This window comes from Duganella radicis (genome assembly GCF_009720825.1).
Taxonomy (GTDB): Bacteria; Pseudomonadota; Gammaproteobacteria; order Burkholderiales; family Burkholderiaceae_D; genus Rugamonas; species Rugamonas radicis.
The window spans coordinates 84,157-108,643 of the sequence record NZ_WNKY01000013.1; the positions used below are offsets into that span (position 1 = coordinate 84,157).

General features: G+C 62.2%; 27 protein-coding genes. 13 read left to right on the plus strand and 14 right to left on the minus strand.

What is annotated here, in order from left to right; genetic code table 11:
• Positions 1-4: 4 nt before the first annotated feature.
• The 7 genes from GM676_RS14085 to GM676_RS31845 all read left to right on the plus strand — a co-directional run bounded on the left by GM676_RS14085 (position 5) and on the right by GM676_RS31845 (position 7,183).
• Positions 5-1,291, plus strand: coding sequence for a Xaa-Pro dipeptidase (locus GM676_RS14085; RefSeq protein ID WP_155464251.1), 1,287 nt, complete (start codon positions 5-7; stop codon positions 1,289-1,291).
• A gap of 226 nt (positions 1,292-1,517) precedes the next feature.
• Positions 1,518-2,624, plus strand: a complete 1,107-nt coding sequence (locus tag GM676_RS14090; protein ID WP_229262681.1) for a hypothetical protein — start codon at positions 1,518-1,520, stop codon at positions 2,622-2,624.
• Between the two features lie 67 nt (positions 2,625-2,691).
• On the plus strand, positions 2,692-4,512 hold the full coding sequence (locus GM676_RS14095; protein WP_155464255.1) for a DUF885 domain-containing protein: 1,821 nt from the start codon (positions 2,692-2,694) through the stop codon (positions 4,510-4,512).
• A complete protein-coding gene (locus GM676_RS14100) occupies positions 4,509-5,780 on the plus strand; it encodes a glycosyltransferase (protein ID WP_155464257.1) in 1,272 nt (423 codons plus the stop codon). The genes GM676_RS14095 and GM676_RS14100 overlap by 4 nt, the downstream gene beginning before the upstream one ends.
• Before the next feature lie 13 nt (positions 5,781-5,793).
• Positions 5,794-6,120 (plus strand): YnfA family protein, encoded by a 327-nt coding sequence (locus tag GM676_RS14105; protein WP_371866235.1) that lies wholly within the window; start codon positions 5,794-5,796, stop codon positions 6,118-6,120.
• A 119-nt stretch (positions 6,121-6,239) separates the two neighbouring features.
• Positions 6,240-6,884, plus strand: coding sequence for a nucleoside hydrolase (locus GM676_RS14110; RefSeq protein ID WP_211923229.1), 645 nt, complete (start codon positions 6,240-6,242; stop codon positions 6,882-6,884).
• Positions 6,881-7,183: a hypothetical protein gene (locus GM676_RS31845; protein WP_211923230.1), complete on the plus strand. Its 303-nt coding sequence runs from the start codon at positions 6,881-6,883 to the stop codon at positions 7,181-7,183. The genes GM676_RS14110 and GM676_RS31845 overlap by 4 nt, the downstream gene beginning before the upstream one ends.
• On the opposite strand, the gene GM676_RS14115 is transcribed toward GM676_RS31845, so the two are convergent.
• The 5 genes from GM676_RS14115 to GM676_RS14135 all read right to left on the minus strand — a co-directional run bounded on the left by GM676_RS14115 (position 7,184) and on the right by GM676_RS14135 (position 12,688).
• Complete coding sequence (locus tag GM676_RS14115) at positions 7,184-8,416, minus strand: malic enzyme-like NAD(P)-binding protein (protein ID WP_155464261.1); 1,233 nt, start codon at positions 8,414-8,416, stop codon at positions 7,184-7,186.
• A gap of 80 nt (positions 8,417-8,496) precedes the next feature.
• Positions 8,497-9,792: a Glu/Leu/Phe/Val family dehydrogenase gene (locus GM676_RS14120; RefSeq protein WP_155464263.1), complete on the minus strand. Its 1,296-nt coding sequence runs from the start codon at positions 9,790-9,792 to the stop codon at positions 8,497-8,499.
• 130 nt (positions 9,793-9,922) lie between these two features.
• Entirely contained in the window at positions 9,923-10,885 is a 963-nt protein-coding gene (locus GM676_RS14125; protein WP_155464265.1) for a LysR substrate-binding domain-containing protein, read from the minus strand.
• Between the two features lie 9 nt (positions 10,886-10,894).
• Positions 10,895-12,220, minus strand: a complete 1,326-nt coding sequence (locus GM676_RS14130; protein WP_155464267.1) for an MFS transporter — start codon at positions 12,218-12,220, stop codon at positions 10,895-10,897.
• Positions 12,221-12,232: 12 nt separating this feature from the next.
• Complete coding sequence (locus tag GM676_RS14135; RefSeq protein ID WP_155464269.1) at positions 12,233-12,688, minus strand: MarR family winged helix-turn-helix transcriptional regulator; 456 nt, start codon at positions 12,686-12,688, stop codon at positions 12,233-12,235.
• 99 nt (positions 12,689-12,787) lie between these two features.
• On the opposite strand from GM676_RS14135, the gene GM676_RS14140 reads away from it, so the two are divergent.
• A complete protein-coding gene (locus GM676_RS14140; protein ID WP_155464271.1) occupies positions 12,788-13,036 on the plus strand; it encodes a DUF3297 family protein in 249 nt (82 codons plus the stop codon).
• A 64-nt stretch (positions 13,037-13,100) separates the two neighbouring features.
• Here the strand turns inward: GM676_RS14140 and GM676_RS14145 are convergent, their stop codons facing one another.
• The 4 genes from GM676_RS14145 to GM676_RS14160 all read right to left on the minus strand — a co-directional run bounded on the left by GM676_RS14145 (position 13,101) and on the right by GM676_RS14160 (position 15,553).
• Positions 13,101-13,289: a hypothetical protein gene (locus tag GM676_RS14145; RefSeq protein ID WP_155464273.1), complete on the minus strand. Its 189-nt coding sequence runs from the start codon at positions 13,287-13,289 to the stop codon at positions 13,101-13,103.
• Positions 13,290-13,392: 103 nt separating this feature from the next.
• Positions 13,393-14,631, minus strand: a complete 1,239-nt coding sequence (locus GM676_RS14150) for an MFS transporter (RefSeq protein WP_155464275.1) — start codon at positions 14,629-14,631, stop codon at positions 13,393-13,395.
• A 3-nt stretch (positions 14,632-14,634) separates the two neighbouring features.
• On the minus strand, positions 14,635-14,961 hold the full coding sequence (locus GM676_RS14155; protein WP_155464344.1) for a hypothetical protein: 327 nt from the start codon (positions 14,959-14,961) through the stop codon (positions 14,635-14,637).
• Positions 14,962-14,992: 31 nt separating this feature from the next.
• Positions 14,993-15,553, minus strand: coding sequence for an RNA polymerase sigma factor (locus GM676_RS14160; protein WP_155464277.1), 561 nt, complete (start codon positions 15,551-15,553; stop codon positions 14,993-14,995).
• A 158-nt stretch (positions 15,554-15,711) separates the two neighbouring features.
• Between GM676_RS14160 and GM676_RS14165 the strand changes: the two genes are divergently transcribed.
• From GM676_RS14165 to GM676_RS14175, 3 genes are all read left to right on the plus strand, one after another.
• The gene (locus GM676_RS14165) at positions 15,712-16,755 is read left to right on the plus strand and encodes a DUF5694 domain-containing protein (protein ID WP_155464279.1); all 1,044 of its coding nucleotides are present in this window, start codon (positions 15,712-15,714) and stop codon (positions 16,753-16,755) included.
• Positions 16,756-16,788: 33 nt separating this feature from the next.
• Positions 16,789-17,589 carry a DUF4019 domain-containing protein gene (locus GM676_RS14170; protein WP_155464281.1) on the plus strand — a complete coding sequence of 267 codons (801 nt, stop codon included), beginning with the start codon at positions 16,789-16,791 and terminating at the stop codon, positions 17,587-17,589.
• An 84-nt stretch (positions 17,590-17,673) separates the two neighbouring features.
• Positions 17,674-18,135 carry a hypothetical protein gene (locus tag GM676_RS14175; protein WP_155464283.1) on the plus strand — a complete coding sequence of 154 codons (462 nt, stop codon included), beginning with the start codon at positions 17,674-17,676 and terminating at the stop codon, positions 18,133-18,135.
• Between the two features lie 60 nt (positions 18,136-18,195).
• On the opposite strand, the gene GM676_RS14180 is transcribed toward GM676_RS14175, so the two are convergent.
• The 4 genes from GM676_RS14180 to GM676_RS14195 form a co-directional block, all read right to left on the minus strand.
• Positions 18,196-19,614, minus strand: a complete 1,419-nt coding sequence (locus GM676_RS14180) for a DEAD/DEAH box helicase (RefSeq protein ID WP_155464285.1) — start codon at positions 19,612-19,614, stop codon at positions 18,196-18,198.
• A 309-nt stretch (positions 19,615-19,923) separates the two neighbouring features.
• Positions 19,924-20,502 carry a cyclic nucleotide-binding domain-containing protein gene (locus GM676_RS14185; RefSeq protein ID WP_155464287.1) on the minus strand — a complete coding sequence of 193 codons (579 nt, stop codon included), beginning with the start codon at positions 20,500-20,502 and terminating at the stop codon, positions 19,924-19,926.
• Between the two features lie 118 nt (positions 20,503-20,620).
• Positions 20,621-21,412: an enoyl-ACP reductase FabI gene (gene fabI / locus GM676_RS14190; RefSeq protein WP_155464289.1), complete on the minus strand. Its 792-nt coding sequence runs from the start codon at positions 21,410-21,412 to the stop codon at positions 20,621-20,623.
• 122 nt (positions 21,413-21,534) lie between these two features.
• A complete protein-coding gene (locus GM676_RS14195; protein ID WP_155464291.1) occupies positions 21,535-22,920 on the minus strand; it encodes a transglycosylase SLT domain-containing protein in 1,386 nt (461 codons plus the stop codon).
• 200 nt (positions 22,921-23,120) lie between these two features.
• Between GM676_RS14195 and GM676_RS14200 the strand changes: the two genes are divergently transcribed.
• Entirely contained in the window at positions 23,121-23,675 is a 555-nt protein-coding gene (locus GM676_RS14200) for a DUF1415 domain-containing protein (RefSeq protein ID WP_155464293.1), read from the plus strand.
• Positions 23,672-23,860 carry a DUF1289 domain-containing protein gene (locus GM676_RS14205; protein WP_155464295.1) on the plus strand — a complete coding sequence of 63 codons (189 nt, stop codon included), beginning with the start codon at positions 23,672-23,674 and terminating at the stop codon, positions 23,858-23,860. Before GM676_RS14200 ends, GM676_RS14205 begins: the two co-directional genes overlap by 4 nt.
• Here the strand turns inward: GM676_RS14205 and GM676_RS14210 are convergent, their stop codons facing one another.
• Positions 23,861-24,370, minus strand: a complete 510-nt coding sequence (locus GM676_RS14210) for a DUF1993 domain-containing protein (RefSeq protein WP_155464297.1) — start codon at positions 24,368-24,370, stop codon at positions 23,861-23,863. It abuts the gene before it with no gap.
• Positions 24,371-24,487: the final 117 nt, after the last annotated feature.

The window sequence follows — 24,487 nt, forward strand, 5'->3', positions numbered from 1 at the left end:
GTCCATGAAACTGAAGCACCTCCTGATCTCCGCAGCTGTACTGGGCGTGGTTGCGCAAGCCAACGCCGCCGATCAAGTCACCGTGATCCGCGCCGGCAAGCTGGTCGACGTGGTCGCCGGCACGGTGCTCAAGGATCAGGCCATCGTCATCACCGGCGAGCGCATTAGCGCCGTCGGCCCGAACGCCAGCACCAAGGTGCCGGCCGGCGCCCAAGTGATCGACCTGTCGTCGCAAACCGTGCTGCCTGGCCTGATCGACATGCACACCCACCTGACTTCCGATCCTTACCTGGCGGGCTACAACGCGCTGGGCGTGTCCGATGTGCGCGCCGCGCTGTATGGCGTGCGCGCCGCGCGCAAGACGCTGGAGGCGGGCTTCACCACCGTGCGCGATGTCGGCTCCAGCGGCACCGGTTTTGGCGATGTGGCGCTGCGCGATGCGATCAACGACGGCGATTTCATCGGCCCGCGCATGCGCTCCGCCGGTCACCTGATCGGCATGAAGGGCGGCCACTGCGACGACAACCTGCTGCCGCCGGACGCCAACTTCGCCGCACGTGGCGTGGCGGACGGCCCGTGGGCCGCGCGCGCCAAGGTGCGCGAGATGGCCAAGTATGGCGCCGATGTGATCAAGATCTGCGCGTCGGGCGGCGTGCTGTCCAAGGGCGACGAAGCCGGCGCCCAGGAATACACGCTGGAAGAGATGCAGGCCATCGTCGGCGAGGCGCATAAGCTGGGCCGCAAGGTGGCCGCGCACGCGCACGGCGCCAGCGCGATCCGCGACGCCATCGTGGCCGGTGTCGACTCGATCGAGCATGCCAGCCTGATTGACGACGAGGGCATCAAACTGGCCAAGGAGCGTGGCACCTATCTGGTGATGGATATCTACGACGACGACTTCATCCTGCAAGAAGGCGAGAAGGCCGGCATCCTGCCGGAATCGCTGGAGAAGGAGCGCAAGGTCGGCCAACTGCAACGCGATAACTTCCGCAAGGCGTTCGGTAGTGGCGTGAAGATGGCCTTCGGCACCGACGCCGGCGTTTATCCGCATGGCGACAACGCCAAGCAGTTTTACTACATGGTCAAATACGGCATGACGTCGATGCAGGCGATCCAGTCGGCCACCATTGGCGCGGCCGATCTGCTGGGCTGGAAGGACCGTGTGGGTTCGATCAGCGTGGGCAAGTACGCCGATATCATCGCCGTCAAGGGCAATGCCGCCGACGACGCCACCGAATTGACCAAGGTGTCGTTCGTGATGAAGGGCGGCGCGGTGATCCGCCAGCAGTAAAGGCCCGGCGGGTCATCACGCTGGCTCGCCAAGCCATGCGGGCAGTGTAGGGAGAAGTTGTTTTTATTCTTATACTGGTCGCATGCGTGTTTTTCTTCTCTTTGTACTTTTGGTGCTGAGCGCTTGCGGTGGCGGTTCCAACTCCTCCTCTGGAACCGCCGCGGGCTCTACGGCCGCCGCCTCCATCACCGTTTCCGATCCCGTCACCGTTGGCTCGCTGGCCGGGATGACTGACGCGCTGGTGGTCGGCGACCACATCGTGGTGCGCTCTCGCTCCGATTCCTTTGTGACCGTCAATGGCCAGCCGGCGTATGCCGGCACGCGGCTTAGCGTACTGGATAAGCAAGGCAAGCTGCTGTCTTCCACCGACTACGGCTTCTCGCTGGCCGCCGGCTATACCGGCGAGTGGCTGATGATGCTGTCGCCGGATGGCTTCATCATGGTGCAAGCCACCAAGGGCACGGCGCTGCTGCACTTCGATGCGCAAGCCAGGCCGCTGGGCAGCGCCACCGATCTGTACCCACCGGTGGCGGCGACGTCCACCACCGAATATGCGGCGGCCGAAAACGGCGGCGCGGTGGACGGCAATGGCTTCTGGCTGGCCACTACCTTCTCGCTGTTGCCGGTCACCGACAAGACGCAGTATGTGCTCAAGCTGTGCAAATTCGATTTCAGCGGCAGGCAGCTTACGCCGCCGTTCATGATTTCCACTTCGGCCCTGCATCCGCATGTGGCGGCTGCCGGCGGTGCGGTGCTGGCAGGCTGGATGGAAGGCGGCGGCGCCGCGCTGGCCATGTGGGCCAAGGGCGCAGGCGCGCCGACCATCCGTTCGATCAATACTGGTGGTTCGCAGCCGTATCCGGTGGCGCTGAATACCTCGGGCAAGATGGGCGTGCTGTGGAACGGCAAAGCCACGACCACCAGCAGCGGTGGCGTGATGGGCGTGGCGGTCGACAGCAATGGCGCGCCGGTGCTGCCCAGCGGCCGTACCGACCTGACGCAGGAGACCTTGTCCACGGCCTGGAATGGCAATGCGCGCGCTTCCGAGATCGATGCACATGCCTTCAGCGGTGGCATCGCCATCGCCGGCAGCGTGGTCGGCGCCTTCAAGACCGGCGACCCGGTGGGCGATGTGCTGGTGCTGGCCGATTATGCGGTTGGTTCGGAGCCGCTGTCGGCGCAGTCGCCAACGCTGCTGCGCTTTACTTTGCCCGGCCGCGCGGCGCTCGGCCCCGCGCCGGTGTTCCGGCAGATGCTGTTCGCCGACCACGCCGTGCTGCTGTCCGGCGACGACAACCGTCTGCAGGCCTTCAACGTCAATCGCGGCCGTTAAATCACTTGCAAGCAGCACGTTGCTCATTACATAATTGAAAAATAATTATGATGATGGGGAGTGCGGCATGAAGCGAGTGTTCAAGTGGCTGGCGATTGCGCTGGCTTCGGTGGTGCTGGTGGTGGCTGCGTTATTCGCGCATTCGATTTATTTCAAGCCACTGAAACTGGACTGGTTCTACACCCGGGTATTCGCGCTGTTCGCGATCGACAGTCCTGAGATGCTGTCGTCGATGCGCATCCTGCCCGGCTGGGCGGACTTCTACAGCGCCAGGCTGGATGACGCTTCGCCGGCGCACGAGCAGAAGATGCTGAACCTGATGAAGGACAGCCTCGCCACCCTCAAGCAGTATGACCGCGAGAAGCTGGACCGCGAAGGCCAGCTTTCCTACGACACGCTGGAGTACTTCCTGCGCATACAGGCCGAGGGCGAGCCGTATATCCATCACGATTTCCCGGTCAATCAGATGCAGGGCGTGCAAAGCGCGCTGCCGGACTTCATGGTACAAGTGCACCAGGTGACCAGCAAGGCCGAGGCGGAGAGTTATATCGCGCGCCTTAAACTGTTTCCGGTCAAGTTCACCCAACTGACCGAAGCCCTGCGCCTGCGCGAATCGCGCGGCGTCATACCGCCGCGCTTCACGGTGGAGAAGGTACTCAAGCAGATGGACGGCATGATCGCCATGGCGCCAGAGCAGCATCCCTTGTATGTCAGCTTCAAGACAAAGCTGGACAAAATTCCTGTGACGGAGATGGATGCCGAAACGCGCACGCGACTGCTGGCTGGCGTTGCCGCAGCGGTGAAGGATCAGGTGTATCCGGCCTATCGCGGCTTGATCAGCTATTTCACCGCGCTGGCGCCCAAGGCCAAGGAAAACAATGGCGCATGGAGCCTGCCGAATGGCGACGCCTTCTATGCATGGGCGGTGCGCATGCATACCACCACCAACATGACGCCGCAGCAGGTGCATGAACTGGGGCTGGCCGAAGTGGCGCGCGTGAGCGCGGAGATGGATGCCATCCTCAAATCGCAGGGCCTCAACGACGGCACCATCGGCGCCCGCGTGCAGCTGCTGGCGCGCTCGCCGGAGCAGCAGTATCCGAATACGCCGGAAGGCAAGCGGGCCATGCTGGCGCAGTATCAGGCCATATTGGATGAGGTGAACAAAGGGCTGGGCGGCGCGTTCGATGTGCGTCCCAGGCTGGGGGTGAAGGTGGAGCAGGTGCCGCCGTCTTCGGAGGCGACCGCGCCGGGCGCTTATTACATGATGGGCGCATTTGACGGCACGCGTCCGGGGGTGTTCTACGCGAATATGCGCAATCCGGGCGACACGCCGAAATTCGCCATGCGCACGCTGGCTTATCACGAGGGCATACCGGGCCATCACTTCCAGATCACACTGGCGCAGGAGCTGGAAGGCGTGCCGTTCTTCCGCCGCGTGGTGCCGTTCACCGCTTATCAGGAGGGCTGGGCGTTGTACGCGGAACGGCTGGCGTATGAGCTGGGCTTCGAGAAAGACCCGCTGGATAATCTGGGCCGTCTGCGCGATGAAATGATGCGCGCCACGCGGCTGGTGGTCGATTCCGGCATCCACTACAAGCACTGGACGCGTGAGCAAGCCATCAGCTACATGATGGACAATACCGGCATGGCCGAAGGCGATGTGACGGCGGAGATTGAACGCTATTTCGTCGCGCCGGGACAGGCGTTGGCGTACAAGGTCGGCATGTTGAAGATCCTGGCCTTGCGCGAGCATGCGAGGCAGGAACTGGGCGATAAGTTCGATCTGAAGCAGTTCCATAACGAAGTGCTGACGCACGGCGCCTTGCCGTTGTCGGTGCTGGAGCGGGTGATTAACGACTGGATCGCGAAGCGGAAGCAGGCATGAAGATAGGGATGCAAACGTGGGGCAGCCATGGCGATATCCGCCCGTTCCTGGCGCTGGCCGAAGGCCTGCAACTGGCCGGGCATGATGTGACGCTGCTGATCACCTGCGTCGACAGCGATGCCTATGCCGGCGTGACGTCGGCCTCCGGCGTGAATATTCGTATTGTCGCTTCGCCGGTGATTACCCCGGAGCAGGGCGCGGAGATAGGCTGGGCCATCGTCAACGCGCGCGATCCTTTGAAGCAGATGTCGCTGATCATGCGTCGCTGTTTTGGGCCGGTGGAGGAGGCGATGTTTGATGCTGCCCGCGAGCTGGCGGCGGAGTCGGATCTGGTGATCGGCCATTACTTCATGTATCCAACGCAGATCGCGGCGGAACATGCGGGCAAGCCGTATGTGAGCGTGCTGCTGTCGCATGCCGGGATACCGAGTGCATACAGTCATCCGCTTGGATGGCCGCGTATGTTCAATGGCTTTTTGTGGTGGCTGACGCGCCGGCTGATGCATCGGACGCTAAGCCCCTACGTCAATCGCCTGCGTGCGCGGGTGGGCATGACGCCGGCGAAGGATGTGATGAGCGAGGTGTGGTTGTCGCCGTACCTGACGCTGGTTGGTGTGAGTCCGCAGATTTGCGAGCGCCAGCCGGATTGGCCGGATGCCTGGCAGGTGTGCGGTTTCCTGGACATGCCGAACATGCAGCTGGAGGGACAGCTGACCGATGCCTTGCTGTCCTTCCTGTCCGCAGGCGAGGCGCCGGTCTACATGACGATGGGTAGCTGGATGCCGCCGGATGTGGCGGACCAGCGAGACGCATTGCGCCTGCTGACCGAAGCCGCACGCCTTACCGGTTGCCGCGCGGTGATACAGGCATCGCGGTGGGCAGAGTGCGGCGTGCAATCGGACGATCGCATCATGTACGTGGCGGCCGCGCCGCATCATCTTATTTTCCCGCGCTGCGCGGCAGTGGTGCATCATGGTGGCGCCGGCACCACACAATCGGCCACGCTGGCGGGCAAGCCGTCCATTGTCGTTGCCAACATCAGCGAGCAGGAACACTGGGCGAATGAACTGCGGCGCATCGGCATCGCCGGAAAACTGACGCGCCGCCGCAGCGTCACCGCGAAGCAGCTGGCGGCGCACATCCGCTATGTGCTTGACCGGCCGGCGTTGTCGGCCAAAGCGGGTGCGGTAGCCGAGGCCATGGTGCATGAAAACGGCGTAGCGACAGCGGTGCGCCTGATTTCGGCGAGAGCTCAAGAAACTATATGACAGACTTTTTAGAATTGCGGCGTTGTTTTTTGTGACCGCGCTGGCGGAAATCGTAGGCTGCTATCTGCCCTGGCTAGTGCTCAAACAGAGCAAGCCGGCGTGGCTGCTTTTGCCGGCTGCGGCATCGCTGGCGCTGTTTGCCTGGCTCCTGACACTACATCCAAGCGCCGCCGGGCGCACCTACGCAGCTTATGGCGGCGCCTATATTTGCGTCGCGCTGTTATGGCTGCGTTTCATCGATGGCGTGGCGCTGACCCGCTTCGACGCCATTGGTGCCGTGCTGGCGCTGGTTGGCATGGCGGTGATCGCGTTGCAGCCGTCTCAATGGCGAGGTGGTTGATATCCGCGAAGGATGAACTAGCGTCTTCGGAGCACTGATACCACGTATCGCAAAATACGGGAATTGGATCGCGGGTTGGGCCGATAGAATGGGCTGATTTATCCCGATCCGGAGCCGATATGAGACGACGTGCCTTCCTGACTGCCGCTGTGGTTCCTGCTTCCGTGGCACTTGCCGGGCCGTTAGCGGCGATTGCGCAGCGGGCTTCGGTGCGGGTGATTGTCGATAATGATTTTGCCGGTGATCCGGATGGACTGGTGGCGCTGGCGCATCAGCTGCTGTCGCCGAAGGCGCGCACGGTGTTGGTGACTGGGTCGCCGCTGGACGCGAAGTTGGCCGGCATGGCTGGTGTTGATGCCGCGCAGACGGCTGGTGCTGGCTGTCGCTTGGCGCAGGAGTTGATCGGGCGCCCTGGGATGACGAGCGCACCGCCGGTTGTTGTAGGCGCCGAAGGTTTTGCGGGCGGCGAGTCGGCGGCGGCGCGCTCGATTGTTGCGGAGGCGATGCGTGATGATCCTTTGCCGCTGATCGTGACCTGTGGTGGACCGCTGACGAATGTCGCCGCGGCTTTGCGGCTCAATCCTGCCATTGCCGAGAAAATGAAGCTGGTATGGATAGGTGGTGCGGCCGATGCAGGCGGCTACGAGTACAATTTGTCGACCGACCTCGCCGCGGCGCGCTATGTGCTGGAGGAGTCCGGAGTGCCGGTGGGCAGATTCCTGAGCCGGAGTACAAGCGGTTCCAGATTTCCGTCTCGGCGTTGACCAGTGAGTTCCGCGAGATTTCGCCGGCGGCGCAATGGCTTTATGAGCAGTACCAGCATCTGCCGCCGTTCGTGCAGCTTGGCGGCTCATTGACTTTCGGCGACAGCCCCATGGTGTCGCTGACCGCTTTCGGTATGGAGTTTTGCCCTGTCGTCAAACGCCGCGCGAGGCGCATCCGTGACGATTCACGCTACGGCGAAGAGATCGCCGCGCGTGAAATTCATGTGTGCCACTCGATGGATGTGGCACTGAACTTTGCCGATTTCTTCGCGCTGCTACGCTTGCACCGGCAGGCTTGATTACAGCAGCGACTCCGCCAGGTCTTTCAGATCGTCGGCGTATTCCAGTTCCACCAGCTGTTTGCGCGCCACGCCGCTGCGCCATGCTGCGGTGGCGATCTTCGGCGTCACGCCGCTCAGCAGGCGCGGGTCCAGCAGGCCCGGTACGATGTAGTCTTTGCTGAAGCGTACATCGCTGCGCGCCATGTCAGCCAGAGCCACCACGCATGCGCGCTTCATTTCCTGGTTGATCGTCACAGCACCCGAGTCCAGCGCCGCGCGGAACAGATAAGGGAAGCACAGCGCATTGTTGATCTGGTTCGGATAGTCCGAACGGCCGGTGGCGATGATGGCGTCCGGCGCCACTTCGCGCACCAGTTCCGGACGCAGTTCCGGCTCAGGATTGGCCAGCGTGAACACGATCGGCTGCGCTTTCATGCGCTGGATGTCCATCTGCGACAGCACGCCCGGACCGGACACGCCGAGGAACACGTCCGCGCCTTCCATCACTTCCGACAGCGTGGTGGCCACGGTATCCTGCGCCCACGCGGCTTTTTCGCCGTCCAGATTGCGCGCGGTGGTCAGCACGCCTTTGCTGTCGCAGACGTAGATGTTCTTGCGCTGTGCCCCCAGATCCACCAGCAGCTCCAGGCAGGCCATGGCCGCCGCACCCGCGCCGGAGCAGACGATTTTGACGGTGGCGATATCGCGGCCGGTCATCTCGATTGCATTCAGCATGCCCGAGCCCACCACGATGGCGGTGCCGTGCTGGTCGTCGTGGAAGACCGGAATCGACAGGCGTTCGCGCAGCTTGCGCTCGATGTAGAAGCACTCGGGCGCCTTGATGTCTTCCAGGTTGATGCCGCCGAAGGTCGGATGCAGGGCGGCGATGATGTCCACCAGTTTGTCCGGATCGCTCTCGTCGATCTCGATGTCAAACGCGTCGATGCCGGCGAATTTTTTGAACAGCACCACTTTACCTTCCATCACAGGCTTGCCGGCCAGTGCGCCGATGTTGCCCAGTCCGAGCACCGCGCTGCCGTTGGTGATGACGCCAACCAGGTTGCCCTTGGCGGTGTATTCGTAAGCCTTGGCCGGCTCACGCTTGATTTCCACGCACGGCGCGGCGACGCCCGGCGAATAAGCCAGCGCCAGGTCTTCCTGGGTGCTGACGCTTTTGGTGATTTCAATGGCGATTTTGCCTGCGCTGCCAGCGCGATGATAGGCCAATGCTTTTTGTTCTATTGTGGTCATATTCTGTTCCTTACAAATGCGAAAAACGCCTGTACGAGCCAAGGGCAGGTACAGGCGCAAACTGCTGGGGATTCAGTGAATCATGGATACAGGCCACGCACTTCACGCGCTTGCAGCACACGGGTGCAAGCAAGGATGAAGGTCGCGGTGCGCAGCGTGACTTTCTTGTCCTGCGCAACGGTCCATACAGCATTGAATGCATCCTGCATGATGCGAGTTAAGCGAGCATTAATTTCATCCTCGGTCCAGAAGAAGCTGGAGAAATCTTGTACCCACTCGAAGTATGACACGGTTACGCCGCCCGCGTTGGCCAATACGTCAGGAACGATCAGCACATCCTTGTCGGTCAGGATGTCGTCCGCTTCCGGCGTGGTTGGGCCGTTGGCGCCTTCCAGGATGATTTTGGTGCGAATACGCTGCGCGTTAGCAGCAGTAATCTGCTGTTCCAGTGCTGCCGGGATCAGGATGTCGGATTCCACGTCCCAGAATGCGTCGCGATCCAGCACCGCTTCGGCGCCAGGGAAACCTGCGACACCGCCGGTTTCCGCCACGTGCTTGTGCAGACGGGCGATATCCAGGCCACCCTGGTGCACCACGGTCGCGGTGTGATCCTGCACGGCCACCACTTTCGAACCGGCCTCCGCGAACATGGTCGCAGCCACGCCGCCGACGTTGCCGAAGCCTTGCACCGTAACGCGGGCGCCGGCAATCGCCACGCCGCGCTTTGCCGCTGCTTCGCGGCCGACCACGAACACGCCGCGGCCGGTCGCTTCACGACGGCCCAGCGAGCCGCCCAGCGAGATTGGCTTGCCGGTCACCACGCCGGTCGACAGGTTACCTTCGATCATGGCGTAGGAGTCCATCATCCACGCCATCACTTGTTCGTTGGTGTTGACGTCCGGTGCAGGGATGTCTTTGTTAGGGCCGATAATCAGGCTGATTTCGCTGGTGTAGCGGCGGGTCAGGCGTTGCAGCTCGCCACGTGACAGGGTCTTCGGATCGACACGGATGCCGCCTTTGGCGCCGCCGTATGGCACGTTGACGGCCGCGTTCTTCACGGTCATCCATGCCGACAGTGCCATCACTTCGGACAAGGTCACGTCCTGGTGGAAGCGCACGCCGCCTTTGCCCGGGCCGCGCGACATGTTGTGCTGTACGCGATAGCCTTCGTAGTGAGCGATGCTGCCGTCATCGCGCTCGATAGGCACGTCAACGGTCAGGATGCGCTTGGGGCGCTTGAGGGTTTCGACCCAGCGCGACAGGCTACCGAGGTGCGGGGTGACGCGATCGATTTGCTGCAAGTAGACGCCCCACGGACCGAGATCTTCGGCGTTAAGGTAGGAGGGCAGTGCGTGTTGTGCTGGTACGGTGGTCATGCTCAAGGCTCCCTTATATTCGTTGGCTGAACGCTGCTCGTGGCAGCGCTCAAGTGGGACGAATCATAGGCCTGGAGCCTTCAGAGCGGCCAATGCTGTATGCGCATTCGGCTATGCAAAAAATGCATAGTTATCTCTCCGATACCGGGGCGCGGCGTTTGCGGCCGCTGTGTTGCTGCTGCGATTCGAGGAATTCCCACAGCCGTTCAACGATCGGTTTTCCGCGCCGGTGCGATGATGGACGCTCGCGGTACAAGCGGATTTCCATTTCGATTTCCCAGTCGGCGCTATCGTTGTCGGCGCGCGCAAGCTGCTTTTGTTTGAGTTCGCGCGTGACGGCGGATTCGGGCAGGAAGGCGACGCCGCGTCCTTCCAGCGCCATCATCTTCAAGCCTTCCGCCATGTCGGTTTCGTAGTGCGGTTCCAGATGCAGCGCTGTTTTCGCATCGCTGAGGATCAGCTCCACCATGCGTCCGAGATAGGCGTTGTTGGTGTAGGAGAGGAAGGGCAGCGGCGAGCGCTTGGTCCCGGGCAGGGTGAACTCGGGCACTTTGTTTTTATCGCAGCGCGCATACGCGCGCAGCGATTCGTGGCCCAGCACCAGCATGTCGTAACGTCCCGGGTCCAGCTGCACCGGCTGGCGCGGATGGTGATAGCACAGCAGCAGGTCGCAGCCGCCTTCCACCAGTTGCAGCACGGCGTCGTGCACGTTGAGCGCCATCAGGCGGCTGCGGATGGGCGCGAAATCCTCTTCCAGTTTGGTCAGCCACTTCGGCACAAAGGTCAGCGACAAGGTGTGCGGCACGGCGAGGTCGATGCTGGTCTGCGCGGCGGCGCGCTTGGAGCGCAGCATCTCGCGCGCGCCATTGATTTTGGAGAGCATCTCCAGCGCCTGCTCGTAGAACACAATCCCTGCTGGCGTAAGGCGCGTTGGGTAGGAGGTGCGATCGATCAGGTCTGTTCCCAGCCAGTTTTCCAGCGACTGGATGCGGCGCGAAAAGGCGGGCTGCGTCACGTGGCGCAGCGCCGCAGAGCGGCTGAAATTATTGGTCTCCACCAGCGAGATAAAATCCTCCAGCCACTTGGTTTCCATGCGTTTTCCTTATGATGCGTTGGCGGCGATGCCGCGGATCGGCGTGAACAGATAGGCGCCCGCCGCGAACAGCACCAGTATGATGCCACCGCCAAGGAACAATTGCGATAGCGGGATTTGCGTCAGTATCCATCCGGTGGCCGCCGCCGACAACGGCGCCAGTCCCATGAAGATGAACATGAAGATGCTCATGGCGCGGCCCATCATGTGCGGCGGCACGCGCTGCTGTATCCAGGTGAAGACTTTGATCTGGATGTAGCCGGTGAGCAGGCCGAGTGCCAGCATCAGCGCGCAGGCCTGCCACGCCGCGTGCACCATGCCCAGGGGGGCGAGCAGCACGCCGGCGATGGCATCCGCCGACAGAATCATCGCGCCGAAGCTGGCGAAGCGCAGACGGTGGCTCATTTTCGCGGCCACGCCCATGCCGAGCAGCGTGCCGGCGCCGTGTGCGCCCATGATGATGCCGAGCGTGGAGGCGCCGTGCAGTTCGCTGGCCAGCACCGGAATCGCCACCTGCATCGCGCCGCCGATGAACAGCGACACGGTGCCCCAGTAAATGAAGCACAAGCGCATCGGCATGTCGTCCCATACCATGCGCAGGCCGGTACCGACGGAGCGCAGCACCGATTGCGGCGCGCTTGCGCCGTGTGTGGCGGGCGCGGTGCGCAGCGCTACTTTGGCCAGCGTCCACGCGGAGAACACATAGCTCAGGCCATCGAAGCCGAAGGCCAGTGCGAGGCCGCGCAGGTCGTGGCCATCGCCGCTCACCGCCAGCAGGCCCGCCGCCAGCAGCGGCCCGACCAGCATGGTGACCTGGCGCAGTCCCATCATCATGCCGTTGGCCGTTTGCAGGTGTTCAGGCGCGATGGCCAGCGGCATGATGGACATCCCGGACGGCATGGCGAACGCCTGCGCCAATCCAAGGCCAAACGCCAGCACGTAGATCACATGCAGCGCCAGTTGCGGCGTGATGGCGACGGTCAGCGACAGCGTCTCGCTCAGCGCCACGGTCGGCGTGGTGGACACGTTCAGCACCAGCAGCGTCAGCAGCGCAAGCAGCGCGGCGTTGACATGCTTGGTGAGCATCAGCACGCGCTTGGGCGAGTAGCGGTCCACCAGCGCACCGCCGACCAGGATGAACACGGCGCGTGGAATGCTCATCAGCGCGATCACCAGCCCGAGGGCCAGCGTATCACCGGTGAGCTTGAGCACCAGCCAGGGCAGGGCGATCATGGTCAGCTGATCGCCCAGCGCGGAGATGGCGCCGCCGCGCATCAGCCACTGGAAATTGGGATCGCGCTTTAGCGCCGCGCCAGGCGTCGGTTGATCGGCCATGTGGCCCTCGCTTTAAGAGTTGGAAGCATTCATGCCGGCGATGAGCGCCAGCGCCTTGCTGACATCATCGAACTGCGCCGGCGGACAGCTGCGCAGCAGGTCCTTGCTGATCTGGTCCGCCACCGTGGTGGCGTTGGTCAGCATCTCGCGCCCGGTGGCGGTGATGGCGGCGTAGGCCACGCGGGCGTCGCGCGGGTCCTGCTGGCGCTCGACCAGGCCGATTTTCTCCAGCGGCAGCAGGGTGCGGGTGACGCCGGACGCGGTCAGGCCCTGGCGTTCGGCCAGGTCGACGCGGCGCAGGCGGCCGCCCGGCGCGCGGTTCAGGTAGTGCAGCAGCATGAAGTCGCTGAAGCTGATGCCGTGGTAGCCGCCCAGCACCTGGTCGAGCCGGCGCACCAGCGTGGCTTGGGCGCGCGCCAGACGCAGGGTGAATTCGAGGCTGGGGCTGATGGGGGTTGCGTCGTCCATGATCTATCCTTGGTTGAGTAATGCTTGAATAATACTTGAGTAAACAAGTATTGCGCAACAATTATCGTATCAAGGTGTGGTCTGGGCTATAATGGCGGAATGAACGATACTACTCAACTCCCACCACTGCCGGACCGTCTGTCGATCGATCCGCGCAGCAAATTCCACGTCGCGGCCGTGTTTGAACACGACATCGGCATCAAGTTCAACGGCAAAGAGCGCAACGATGTGGATGAATACTGCATCAGCGAAGGCTGGATCAAAGTCCCGGCCGGCAAGGCGCTGGATCGCAAGGGCAATCCGATGTTGATCAAGCTGAAAGGCACGGTCGAGCCGTTCTACCGTTGATCCAATGAAAAAAGCCATGTGCGCTGCGACGGTCAAGACCGCCGCATAGCCACATGGCTTTTTTTTACTTGCCGGCTTCGCCGCGCAGCTTGTCCAGCATTTCCAGCGTGGACGGCGACAGGTTCATGATCCCGTGATAGGCACAGTACTCGCAAAACGCTTCCTCAGGCGTCATGGCGGCGATACTGGTGTCGGAATGGCCGCGGCGGCGCAGCGCGCGCAGGCAGGCGGCATCCATATTTCTGGAATTCATGCACTTCTCCCTTTTCGAATCAGATAAGTTGGTGGTGGGTTACGACTTACTGAAATTATTATAATTCGAAATAGTGCCGTACGGCAATAAAATTGATTCTACCTTAAGCCGGGCGCGGGGCCGCTGCGCTTGGGAGGCCGCGTTGCAGGCGCCACAGCAGGGCGGTCGCCACCAGCGAGGTGCCCACCACCACATAGCCGACCGTATCGAAGTGCAACAGGCGGCCATCGGCGGCCTGGGTGACGATGTGGCCGGACACCACCGAGGACACGCCGCCGGCCAGTTGCTGGATCGAGGCGCTGATGGCGTTGTACGAGCCGCGCTGGGTCATGCTCGGCACGGTCGAGGAAATCGCCTGGAACGGGATCATGCGCGAGAAGATGCCGACGAACATCACCGAATTGACCAGCACCAGCATCCACAGCGGAATATGGCCGAGGTGGGTGTAGATCAGTACCATGGCGATCGACAGTCCGGTGCCGAACAGGAACACGCGGAACTTGCCGATGGCGTCGGCCGCGCGGCCGATCAGCGGGCCGATGAAGATGGTGCAAATGCCGGTGACCAGGTACACGGTCGGCAGGTGGTGCAGGTCGATGCCCATGTTGTTGACGATGTAGGCGCTGCTGAACGGCATCAGCATGAAGCCGCCGGTGGTCAGCAGGGCGGTCACGCAGAAGGCCAGCAGGTAGCGCTTCTCGGTCACCGTGTGGAACAGGTGCATGAAGGGGCTGTGCTCCTGCGGCTGGCCGAGGTGGGCGTCGACCGGTTGCAGTTTCCACGCCACCAGCAGGCCGCCAATCAAGCCGAAGGCGGCCATGGCCATGAACGGCACATGCCAGTTCCACTGGTTGGACAGATAGATGCCGGCCGGGATGCCCAGCACCTGGCTGGCGGCAAACGCGGTCTGGATCAGGCCCATCACGCGGCCGCGCATTTGTGGCGGGAACAGGTCGGTGGAAATGGCCAGCACGATGGAGCCGATCACGCCGCCGAACAGGCCGGTGAACACGCGCGCGGCCAGCAGCGATTCAAAGCTTTGCGCCAGGCCGCACCAGACGGTGCCGACGATGAAGCCGGTGTAAAAGAACAGCAGCAACTTCTTGCGGTCGTAGCGGTCGGCGAAGCCGGCGGTCAGCAGGCCGGACACGCCGGCGCTGAAGGCGTAGGCCGACACCACCAGGCCGAACTGCGATGGCGCGATTTTCAGGTCCGGCATGATGACGGCGCCCAGCGGCGACATGATCATGAAGTCGAGGATCACGGCAAATTGCAGGAAGGCCAGCATGGCCACCACTTGTTTTTGATAGCCGCTGAATGGCGGCGCAGGTGTTTTTTGCATGCGTTATTCTTTCGTTTCAGGTGGTGCGGCGGGGCGGCAGAAGTTGGCGCGGTGCTTGAAGAAAGCCTGGCGCTCTTCGGGTGTCATGGCCTGCCAGCGCTGCCAGTGCTCGCGCTTCTCGTGCCAGTCGCGGTGATGGCCGCGGAAACCGCCGAACAGGATGCGGCAGAGTAGCAGCAATCCGAGGGCTTGCCAATAATTCACGGCATTGGCGCCGGGGAAGATTTCCGGGATCAGGCAGTTCCACAGGGCCATGACAACCAGGCCCAACACGCCGGCGGCGGCCAGGATGAAGATGCCCTTCATCAGCTTGAATTTCTTGTAACTCATATCGTGGTGACGCATTTTGCGGGTACTCCTTTCATTCGTCGTACAGGGCTTGCAGGCGCTGGCGCAGGTACAGCACGGCGTAGCGCTTGCGGGCCAATAAAGTGTTAATGGAGGTGGCGGTTTGTTCGGCCATCTCCTTGAAGCTGACGCCGTCCAGTTCGTGGGCGATAAAGACCTCGCGCTGGTTGGCGGGGAGTTCGTCCAGCGCGCACTGAAGTTCTTCCAGCAGCATGGCGCGGGTGTAGGCGGCTTCGGGGCCGGCGTCGGGCGAGGGCAGCATCAGATCGAGGCGGCAGTCGTCGTCCTCGTCGTTGTTTGGGGCGAGGTCTTCCAGCGCCACTTCCTTCTTCTTGCGGAAGCGGTCGATGATGCGGTTGCGGGCGACGCGGAACAGCCAGGCGCTGGCCTGCTCGATCGGATCGGGCAGGCGGTAAGCCTGGGTGAACTCGTAGAACACGTCTTGCAGAATATCGTCGGCGTCGGTCTGATCGGCCACGCGGCGGCGGATAAAGTTCCACAAGCGCGAGCGCTCGCGCAGCACCGTCGCGGTGATGTCCTGATCTTGCTCAGATGTTGTTATTGGTGCAGTCATAGACTGGAGGACGTTCGGCATACCGCAATATTGTATGTCGAACTGTTAAGGTTCACTTTTTGCGTTCTATAGCATTGAATTAGCATTCTGTCTAAAACTGGCTCAGGCGCGGCGTGCGCTTTCTTACACTGGTGGTTCTTTCAATGTGGGGAGGCGAAATGGGTAAGTGGCGTTTGATTTTTGGATTGACGTTGCCGCTGGTGGCGCAGGCGCAGGGCGATCTGTCGGCGCTGGATCGGGATATGGCTGGGGCGCGGTCGAAAGTGCTGGTGTTGGGTACGGTGCATTTGAGCGAGTTGCCGAAGACGTTCAATCCCGCTGCGCTGGATGGGGTGCTGAGGCGGCTGGAGACCTTCAAGCCGGATATCATCACCATCGAGTCACTGCCGGGGGAGGAGTGCGATCTCGCCGCACGTCAGCCGGCCAAGTATGGCGCCGACTATTGCGCGCCAACCGATGAAGCCAGGGCCGCCACCGGGCTGGATCTCAGCGCCGCCATCGCCCAAGTCCACCAGACCTTCAAAAGCTGGCCGTCGCAGCCTGCGCCAGCACAGCGCCGCCATCTTGCCGCGCTGCTGCTGGCGGCGAACGACCGGGCCTCGGCCTATGTGCAATGGTTGCAGCTGCCGGAGGCCGAGCGCCGTGCGGGCGATGGGCTGGATGCCGTCTCGGCCGGCAAGCTGGCTAAAATGGCCGACAACAATAATGAAAATTACCTGATCGCGGCCCGCTTGGCCGCGCGGCTAGGCCTGCAACGCGTGCACCAGGTCGACAATCATACTGGCGACAATATTGCTGTGGCGGACGAGAAGGCATTTGGCGCCTCGGTCGAAGCGGCATGGAAAGCCGGCGGTGCGGCGCTGCAAGCTCATGACAAGCGCTGCGATGCGATGGCGCTGGAAGCCGACCTGCTGCCGCTATACCGCGATATCAACCTGCCAGCCAACCTGCTGATGCGCGCTGACGGCAACGTGCGTGCCGCCCTGCGCGCTGCGTCGCCGCAAGGCTATCCGCAGATGTGGGTGGCCGGCTGGGAAATCCGCAACCTGCGCATGGTCGCCAACATCCGCGAAACTTTCCGCGAGCGCCCCGGCGCCCGCGTGCTGTCCATCGTCGGCGTCACCCACAAACCGTGGTTCGACGCCTGGCTGGGCCAGCTGCAAGGCGTGGATATTGTCGACACGGCAGAGATACTCAAGTAATCTGCTAGTTTCCGATTTGATAAGGGCAGGGCGATGCGGATTTTATTTCTGGCCTTGATGGCGTTGCCGATGGCCGCCCATGCAGAGGGTGGTGGCATAGGTTATCCAACAGTATCCGCAGCGCTGGAGGCGCTCAAGGCGCGCAGTGATGTCGCGATTTCAGTGCAAGGCGGCTGGACCATTGTCGAGGATAAGGCGGCGCATGCTATCTGGTCGTTCACACCAGCCGATCATGCAGCCCATCCCGCTGCGGTGCGGCGTGAGATGGTGGAGCAGGGCGGCGGCGTTTCTGTCCAGATGACAGCGCTATGTCAGGCCAGCAAGCAGGCTTGCGATAAGTTGATGGAGGAGTTCAAGGTCTTGAATGCCCGGATGGGGCAGGATGTCTCCAGCCAGTGGCGTGCCAGCAGTGCACAGATCGAGCGCGTGGAGTCTTTGAGCCGTCTATATTTCGCCGCCAAGGATGATGCCCGCTATCAGGAAGCGTATGCGGTACTGACGCCGTCCCAGCACCAGCAGACGCCTTTCGCGCGCTGGAGCTTCCTGGCGCAGGACTTCAACGCTCAAGCGGGGAAGCTGATACAGCGGGATTTCAAGAAAATTACCTGGTACCGCAATCCGCCCCAGGCGCCGGCGGGCGTCTATGCGGCTGTGGATTTTTCCGGCGAATATGCGAACACCAGCCTGTATTGCGGTTATCTGGTGTTGGTCGAGCAGCCTGATGGAGCCTTCCTGATCTTACGCGAAGAGCAAAATGTGGTCGACAAGGACACGGCCGCCAAGCTCAAGCCCGGCGAACTGGACGGCTTGCGAGCGCAATTCAAGTGCAAGTAAAACTTGCGCACGTTGCTTGGCTAACAGAGGCAATAAGCGATAGGCCGTAAAGTCAGGTCATCCATTTGCTCACCGGAGATAAAAATGACTCTGCTGTCTTCCGCTCTGATCGGCGCCGTGGCCAGCGCGCGTTCGATGACGCCGATGGCCACCATCGCGATGGCGCGCACGGCCGGCCGCGAGACCAGCGGCAAGCTGGTCCTGCTGGACAAGCCGCTGTTCAAGCTCGGCGCCATGGCGATGGGCGCCGGCGAGCTGGTCGGCGACAAGATGAAGAGCGCGCCCGACCGCACCGTCTTCCTTGGCCTGCTGGCGCGCGTGATGAGCGCCGGCATCGCCGGTGCGGCGCTGGCGCCGCAGGGCCGCGAACCGGCCGGCGCCGCGGTTGCGGTGGCTACCGCCGTGCCGCTGGCCTATCTCACCCTGGCCGGCCGCAAGCGCGCCATGGCCAGCATGGGCCAGACCCGCAGCGGCTTGATCGAAGACGCGCTGATCGTCGCCGCCGGCGCGGCCATCGTGGCGCTGTCCACCCGCGCGCAGCGCTAGGCCCAAAGCAAAACGGCCGCCAGATTGCTCTGGCGGCCGTTTGCTCATGCGCTGACCGGATTAACGGTCGCCGTAGCTGCGACGTGGACGGTCGCTATTGTACGGATTATTGGCTTTGAAGCCCGGGCCTTTGTAGCCTTCGTTCGAGCCGGTGACGCCGTCGCGGCGCGGGGCGCCCGGCTTGCTGAACGAGCGCTGGCCTGGCTTGCCGCCGCTGCGGTTGTCGCCCGGCTTCCAGCCGCCCGGACGCGAGGAGCGTGGCGGGAAGCTGGTTTTCTTCGGCTCGAAACCTTCAATCACGTTCACCGGAATCATTTGCTTGGTGAAGCGCTCGATGCGTTTCACGTGCATGCCTTCGGCGTGGTTCACCAGCGAGATCGCCAGGCCGTTGCGGCCGGCGCGGCCGGTGCGGCCGATGCGGTGCACGTAGTCCTCTGGGAACTTCGGCAGGTCGTAGTTGAACACGTGGGTGATGGTCGGCACATCGATGCCGCGGGCGGCGACGTCGGTTGCCACCAGCACTTTGACGTGGCCGCGGCGCAGGCTTTCCAAGGTGCGGTTGCGGGCGCCCTGGTGCATGTCGCCGTGCAGCGCGGCGGCCGAGAAGCCGGCGATGTTCAGGCGGTCGGCGATGGTGTCGGCGTCACGCTTGGTGGCGGTGAACACCACGGCCTGGGCCATGGTCTCGTCGCGCAGCAGGTGGTCCAGCAGGCGGTTCTTGTGCGACAGGTCGTCGACGAAGTGCACGCGCTGGGTGATGTTCTCGTGCTTGTTGGCCGCGCTCATGATCTGGATGATCTGCGGCTCCTTGGTGATGCGGCGCGCCATGTTGCCCACCACGCCGTCCAGCGTGGCCGAGAACAGCATGGTCTGGCGGCCTTCCGGGGTCGCGGCAACGATCTTTTCGATGTCGTCGATGAAGCCCATGTCCAGCATGCGGTCGGCTTCGTCCAGCACCAGGATTTCCAGTTGCGAGAAGTCGATCTTGCCCGATTCCATGTGGTCGATCAGGCGGCCCGGGGTGGCGACCAGGATTTCAGGATTCTTGGTCAGCAGTTGCATCTGCTTTGGATACGGCATGCCGCCCAGGATCGACACGGCCTTGATGCGGCGCAGGTTGACGCTGTACTTGTCGGTGTTGGTGGTGACTTGCAGGGCCAGCTCGCGGGTCGGGGTCAGCACCAGCATTTTCGGCTGGGCAGGCTTGAAACGTGGACGTTCGCCGCGCGCGCGGGCGGCTTGCATTTCTTGATTCGGGGTCTTGCCGGCGGCGGCAGGCTCGATGGCCGCCAGGCGGTGCAGCGACGGCAGCATAAAGGCCGCGGTCTTGCCGGAACCGGTTTGCGAGGATACCAACAAGTCCTTGCCGGCGATGGCGGCCGGCACTGCCTGCTCCTGCACCGGGGTCGGCTTGGTGTAGCCGGCGTCGGTCAGGGCTTTGAGGATGGACGTGTTGAGACCTAGTGCTTCAAATGTCATGCTTTTCTTTCGTAAAAATGCAGCGTCCACGCCGGAGCGGAACGCGAAATAGCAACGCCTACCAAAACGAAATGATTCAATCAGAATCGAAAGAAATTTCGGCACAAAAGCTTTGCGCCGGGACGGTGTCAGATCAACGACACCAGAGGCGGGAGGGCTTTATAAGGGCATCCGAACGATGCGCTGTGAGGCTTGCGTAGCTGCTTAACTATCAACTGGCTGAATCTTTGGTAGCGATTTGCTATCGACTGACACAGGGATTTCAGCGCAAGGCCGGTATTATGCCCTAATTTAACACTCTTGTACAGATCAGCTGGCCATTCGTTTCAACAGGCGCTCGAAACGCAGGCTGGCGCGATGTGCCTTGGCCAACATTTCCTCGCTGATTTCCTCGGCCTGCGGCTCGACCGGCTCGCTCAGCGCGCCGTAGCCGAAGCGGCGCGTGGTCTGGCGCATGCGCGCCGACATGAAGACCGACAGCGCGCGGTAGAAGCGGGCCGCGAACGGCGCGTCGGCGTCCAGTTTCTCGCGCAGGCGGGCGTGCGACAGGCGCAGCGCGGCCGCGCCCTCGTTGGCGCGCACCGAGGCGGTGGTGCGGGCCGGATCGACCAGCGACATTTCGCCGATGATTTCACCATTGCTCAGCTCGACGATCTGTTCGTCGTTGCCGCTCAACACGGAGAAGGTGCCGTCCAGCACGAAATACACGCTGTCGACGTGGCTGTTGAAGGCGATGATTTCCGCGCCCACCGGATAGCGCAGGCGGTCGCCGTTGTTGGCGATCCATTCCACGTCCTCATCCTCCAGCTCGCTGAGGATGAAAAGCACTTTGCGCATGCGTGCCGGGTCCGGCGCGATCAGTTGATCGACGGAGGAGGTTCTGTTCACTTGCTGCCCTAGTTTGATGTTATTTTTAGTTCTCTAAAGTATAAGCTTTTTCAAGTCCTCCGGACAAGAAAAAAGCCCTGCAAGCAGGGCTTTTGGCGGGCTGCGGGGCGACAGCGGCTTACTGGTAGTCTTCCGCGTTCAGGCCCATCACGTGCGAGAAACCGCCGTCGACGTAAGTGATTTCACCGGTGATGCCCGAGGCCAGGTCGGACAGCAGGAAGGCGGCGGTGTTGCCGACCTCTTCGATGGTGACGTTGCGGCGCAGCGGCGCGTGCGAGGCGGCAAAGCCCAGCAGCTTGCCGAAATCCTTGATGCCGGACGCGGCCAGGGTCTTGATCGGGCCGGCCGAGATGCCGTTCGAGCGGATGCCTTTCTTGCCCAGGTTTTCCGCCAGGTAGCGCACCGACGCCTCCAGCGAGGCCTTGGCCAGGCCCATGGTGTTGTAGTAAGGGATGGCGCGGACCGCGCCCAGGTAGGACAGGGTCAGCACCGACGAGCCTTCCTTCAGCAGCGGCAGGGCGGCCTTGGTCAGGGCCGGGAAGCTGTAGGCCGAGATGTCGTGCGCCACGCGGAAGTTTTCGCGGGTCAGGCCGTCCAGGAATTCGCCGGCGATGGCTTCGCGCGGCGCAAAGCCGATCGCGTGCACCAGGCCGTCCAGCTGCGACCAGCTCTTGCCCAGGTCGGCGAACAGCGCCTCGATCTGCTCATCGCTCGACACGTCGCAGTCGAACACCAGGTTGCTGCCGAATTCGGCGGCGAATTCGGTGATGCGGTCCTTGAAGCGGTCGCCGACGTAGGTGAACGCCAGCTCGGCGCCTTCGCGTTTGCAGGCTTGGGCGATGCCGTAAGCGATGGAACGGTTCGACAGCAAACCAGTGATGAGGATTTTTTTGCCTTGCAAGAACGCCATAGGGACTCCGAGTGCGACTGCCGTGCACTCGCTTGCTCCCGGGAGCTGGCTGGCACGGCAGTTGGGTTGTGTTTTTTTAAGACCAAGATTGTAGGGCGACTACGCCGCGACTGCAACCTTTGTCAGTGATTGGTCTTGCGGTGGTTTTTGGATTTGGCGGCGTCACGCGGCACGCGCGCCTTGACCAGAGCGACCGGGCTGGATTTCTCCGACTTGCCGGCCTTGGCCTGCTTGTAGCCCTTGGCGGCCGACTTGCCAGCGCGTTCGTCCTCGAAGGCTACGGTGGCGTTGTCGGCCACCTCGGCGCCAATATTGGTGTTGACCGAGGCCGACAGCTTGGGCACCAGAATGGTGGAGCCGGCTTTCAGCACCGAATTCTGCGGGATGTTGTTGGCCTGGCGGATCACCTCGGGCGAGGTGTGGAAGCGCGAGGCCAGCGAGCGGATCGATTCGCGCGCACTGGTGATCTTGTGCGTGCTCCAGGTCGACAGTTCCTTGCTCCACTGGGCCAGATTGATGTGGAACTTCTCGGCGTTTTCCTTCGGCAGCAGGATCTTGGTGTCCTCGCCGCCGACGATCACCGGGCGCTTGAATTGCGGATTCAGCGCCTTGAACTCGTCCACCGACAGCTCGGCCAGATGGGCGGCCACGGTCAGGTCGATATCGCTGGTCTTGTCGACCGCCGTGAAGTACGGCGAATTGTCGATGGCCGGCAGGCTCAGGTTGTACTGCTGCGGATTGGCGACGATATTCTTCACCGCTTGCAGCTTGGGCACGTAATTGCGGGTTTCGGCCGGCATCAGGTCGGCCAGGCTTTCAAAGTCGGTCGGCTTGCCGGCGGCCTGATTGCGCTTGATGGCTTTCTGCACCGAGCCTTCGCCCCAGTTGTAAGCGGCCAGGGCCAGCTGCCAGTCGCCGAACATATCGTACAGGCGCTGGAGATAGGTCAGGGCGGCGTCGGTCGAGGCCAGGATGCCGCGGCGCTCGTCCTTGAAGGCGTCCTGCTTCAGGTTGAAATCGCGGCCGGTGCCCGGCACGAACTGCCACATGCCAGCGGCGTTGGCGCTGGACAGGGCGTTCGGGTTGAAGGCGGATTCAATGAAAGGCAGCAGCGCCAGTTCGGTCGGCATGCCGCGCTTTTCCAGCTCGGACACCACGTGGAACAGGTACAGCGAGGCGCGCGCGGTGGTGCGGGCGATGTAGTCCGGGCGGGTGGCGTACCAGTTGATGTGCTTGGCGACCAGGTCGTTATTCACATCGGGAATGGCATAGCCGCTGCGAATGCGGCCCCAGACGTCTTTTTCGCGGAAAGCCTCTTCGTCGACCAGTTTGGCCGGCTTGTTGATTTTCAGGGAGGAGACATCAAGGGTGGGGGATTTCGGCAGGGGAGACAGCGCGGTGGTGACCGTCGGCAGGCCCGGCGCCTCGTCATGCGCCTGGGCCAGCACCGGCGCTAGTAGCGCTAACAGGGCAGCCAATGCGGCAGATTTTGGAATTCGTGCTTGCATAGTTTTCCATGGTTGGCGACAAGAAACATCGCGTGGACTATGAATTAAACGTGGAGTGTACGAAGGTCATCCGGCCGAGTCAAGAAATATGTCACCCTTATGACAAATTCTTATATGCAACAGTTCCCAGTAATTAAGAGCGAGATCGCTGCAAATTTGCGTACAATCCTGTCTTTGCGCTGTTACCGAGGAATTGCAATATGAGTAGTCCCATCGATCGCGACGTGGTCATCGCCGACACCGTTCACTGGATGGAAAAGGCCGTCATTGGCCTGAACCTGTGCCCCTTCGCCAAGGCGGTGCACGTGAAGAAGCAGGTGCGTTACGTGGTCAGCGAGGCGGAAACGCCGGAACAGCTGCTGGAAAAATTGATGGAAGAGCTACAGTATCTGGCCGATGCCGATCCGGAAAAGGTCGACACCACGCTGCTGATCCATCCCAACGTGCTGACCGATTTCTTCGACTACAACGAGTTCCTCGACGTCGCCGACGCCGCGCTGGAAGATCTGGGCCTGGACGGCTTCCTGCAAGTGGCCAGTTTCCACCCGGACTACCAGTTCGCGGATACGGACAAGAACGACATCGGCAACTACACCAACCGTTCGCCGTATCCGACCCTGCATCTGCTGCGCGAGGACAGCATCGACCGCGCGGTCGAGGCATTCCCGGACGCATCTGAAATTTTTGACAAGAATATCGAAAAGCTGGAACAGCTTGGCCACGACGGCTGGGACAAACTCATGGAGAAGCCATGAGCGACCTGCCCATCCGTCCCGACACGCCCTGCGTGGCGGTGTGCTCGACCACCTTCGACGAGATTTGCCGCGGCTGCGGCAGGACCGTCGTCGAGGTGGCGCACTGGGTGGCGATGACTGCCGAACAGAAGGAAGTCGTCTGGCAGCGCATCCTGGCGCAGGGCTACCCGCGCCGGAATACTTGATCAGTACGAACCGATAAAGTCCTTCTTGCCGATTTCCAGGCCGTTATGGCGCAGGATGTCGTAAGCGGTGGTGGCGTGGAAGTAGAAGTGCGGCAGCGCGTAGTGGAACAGATAGGTCTGGCCGACGAAGTGCTTGGTCTTCTCGCCGCTGCCGGTGGTGATGGCGCGGCCTTCGCTGCCTTCGATCTGCGCCTGCGGCACGCTGTTGATGTAGTCCAGCGTCTTGACGATGCGCGCTTTCAGCTCGGCGAAAGTCACTTCCTTGTCTTCATACGACGGCACTTCCTGGCCGCCCAGGCGTGCGGCCGCGCCCTTGGCGAAATCGCAGGCGATCTGGATCTGGCGCGTGAACGGCAGCATGTCCGGGAACAGGCGGCATTGCAGCAGCGCGGCCGGGTCGATTTTCTTGTCGGCGGCGTGGGCTTCAGCCTTTTCCAGGATGGCGTGCAGACTGTTCAGAATCTGCTTGAACACAGGAATGGAGGCGGAGTACATGGAGAAGGTGGTCATGGCGAATTCCTATGTGTGGGAAAAAGAGTCGCGATCATAGCGCGGCTGGCGGATTTTTGCTTACGCCAGTAGTTTTTCCGGGCATAATTCCTAGAAAGTAACAATTTAGACCGATGA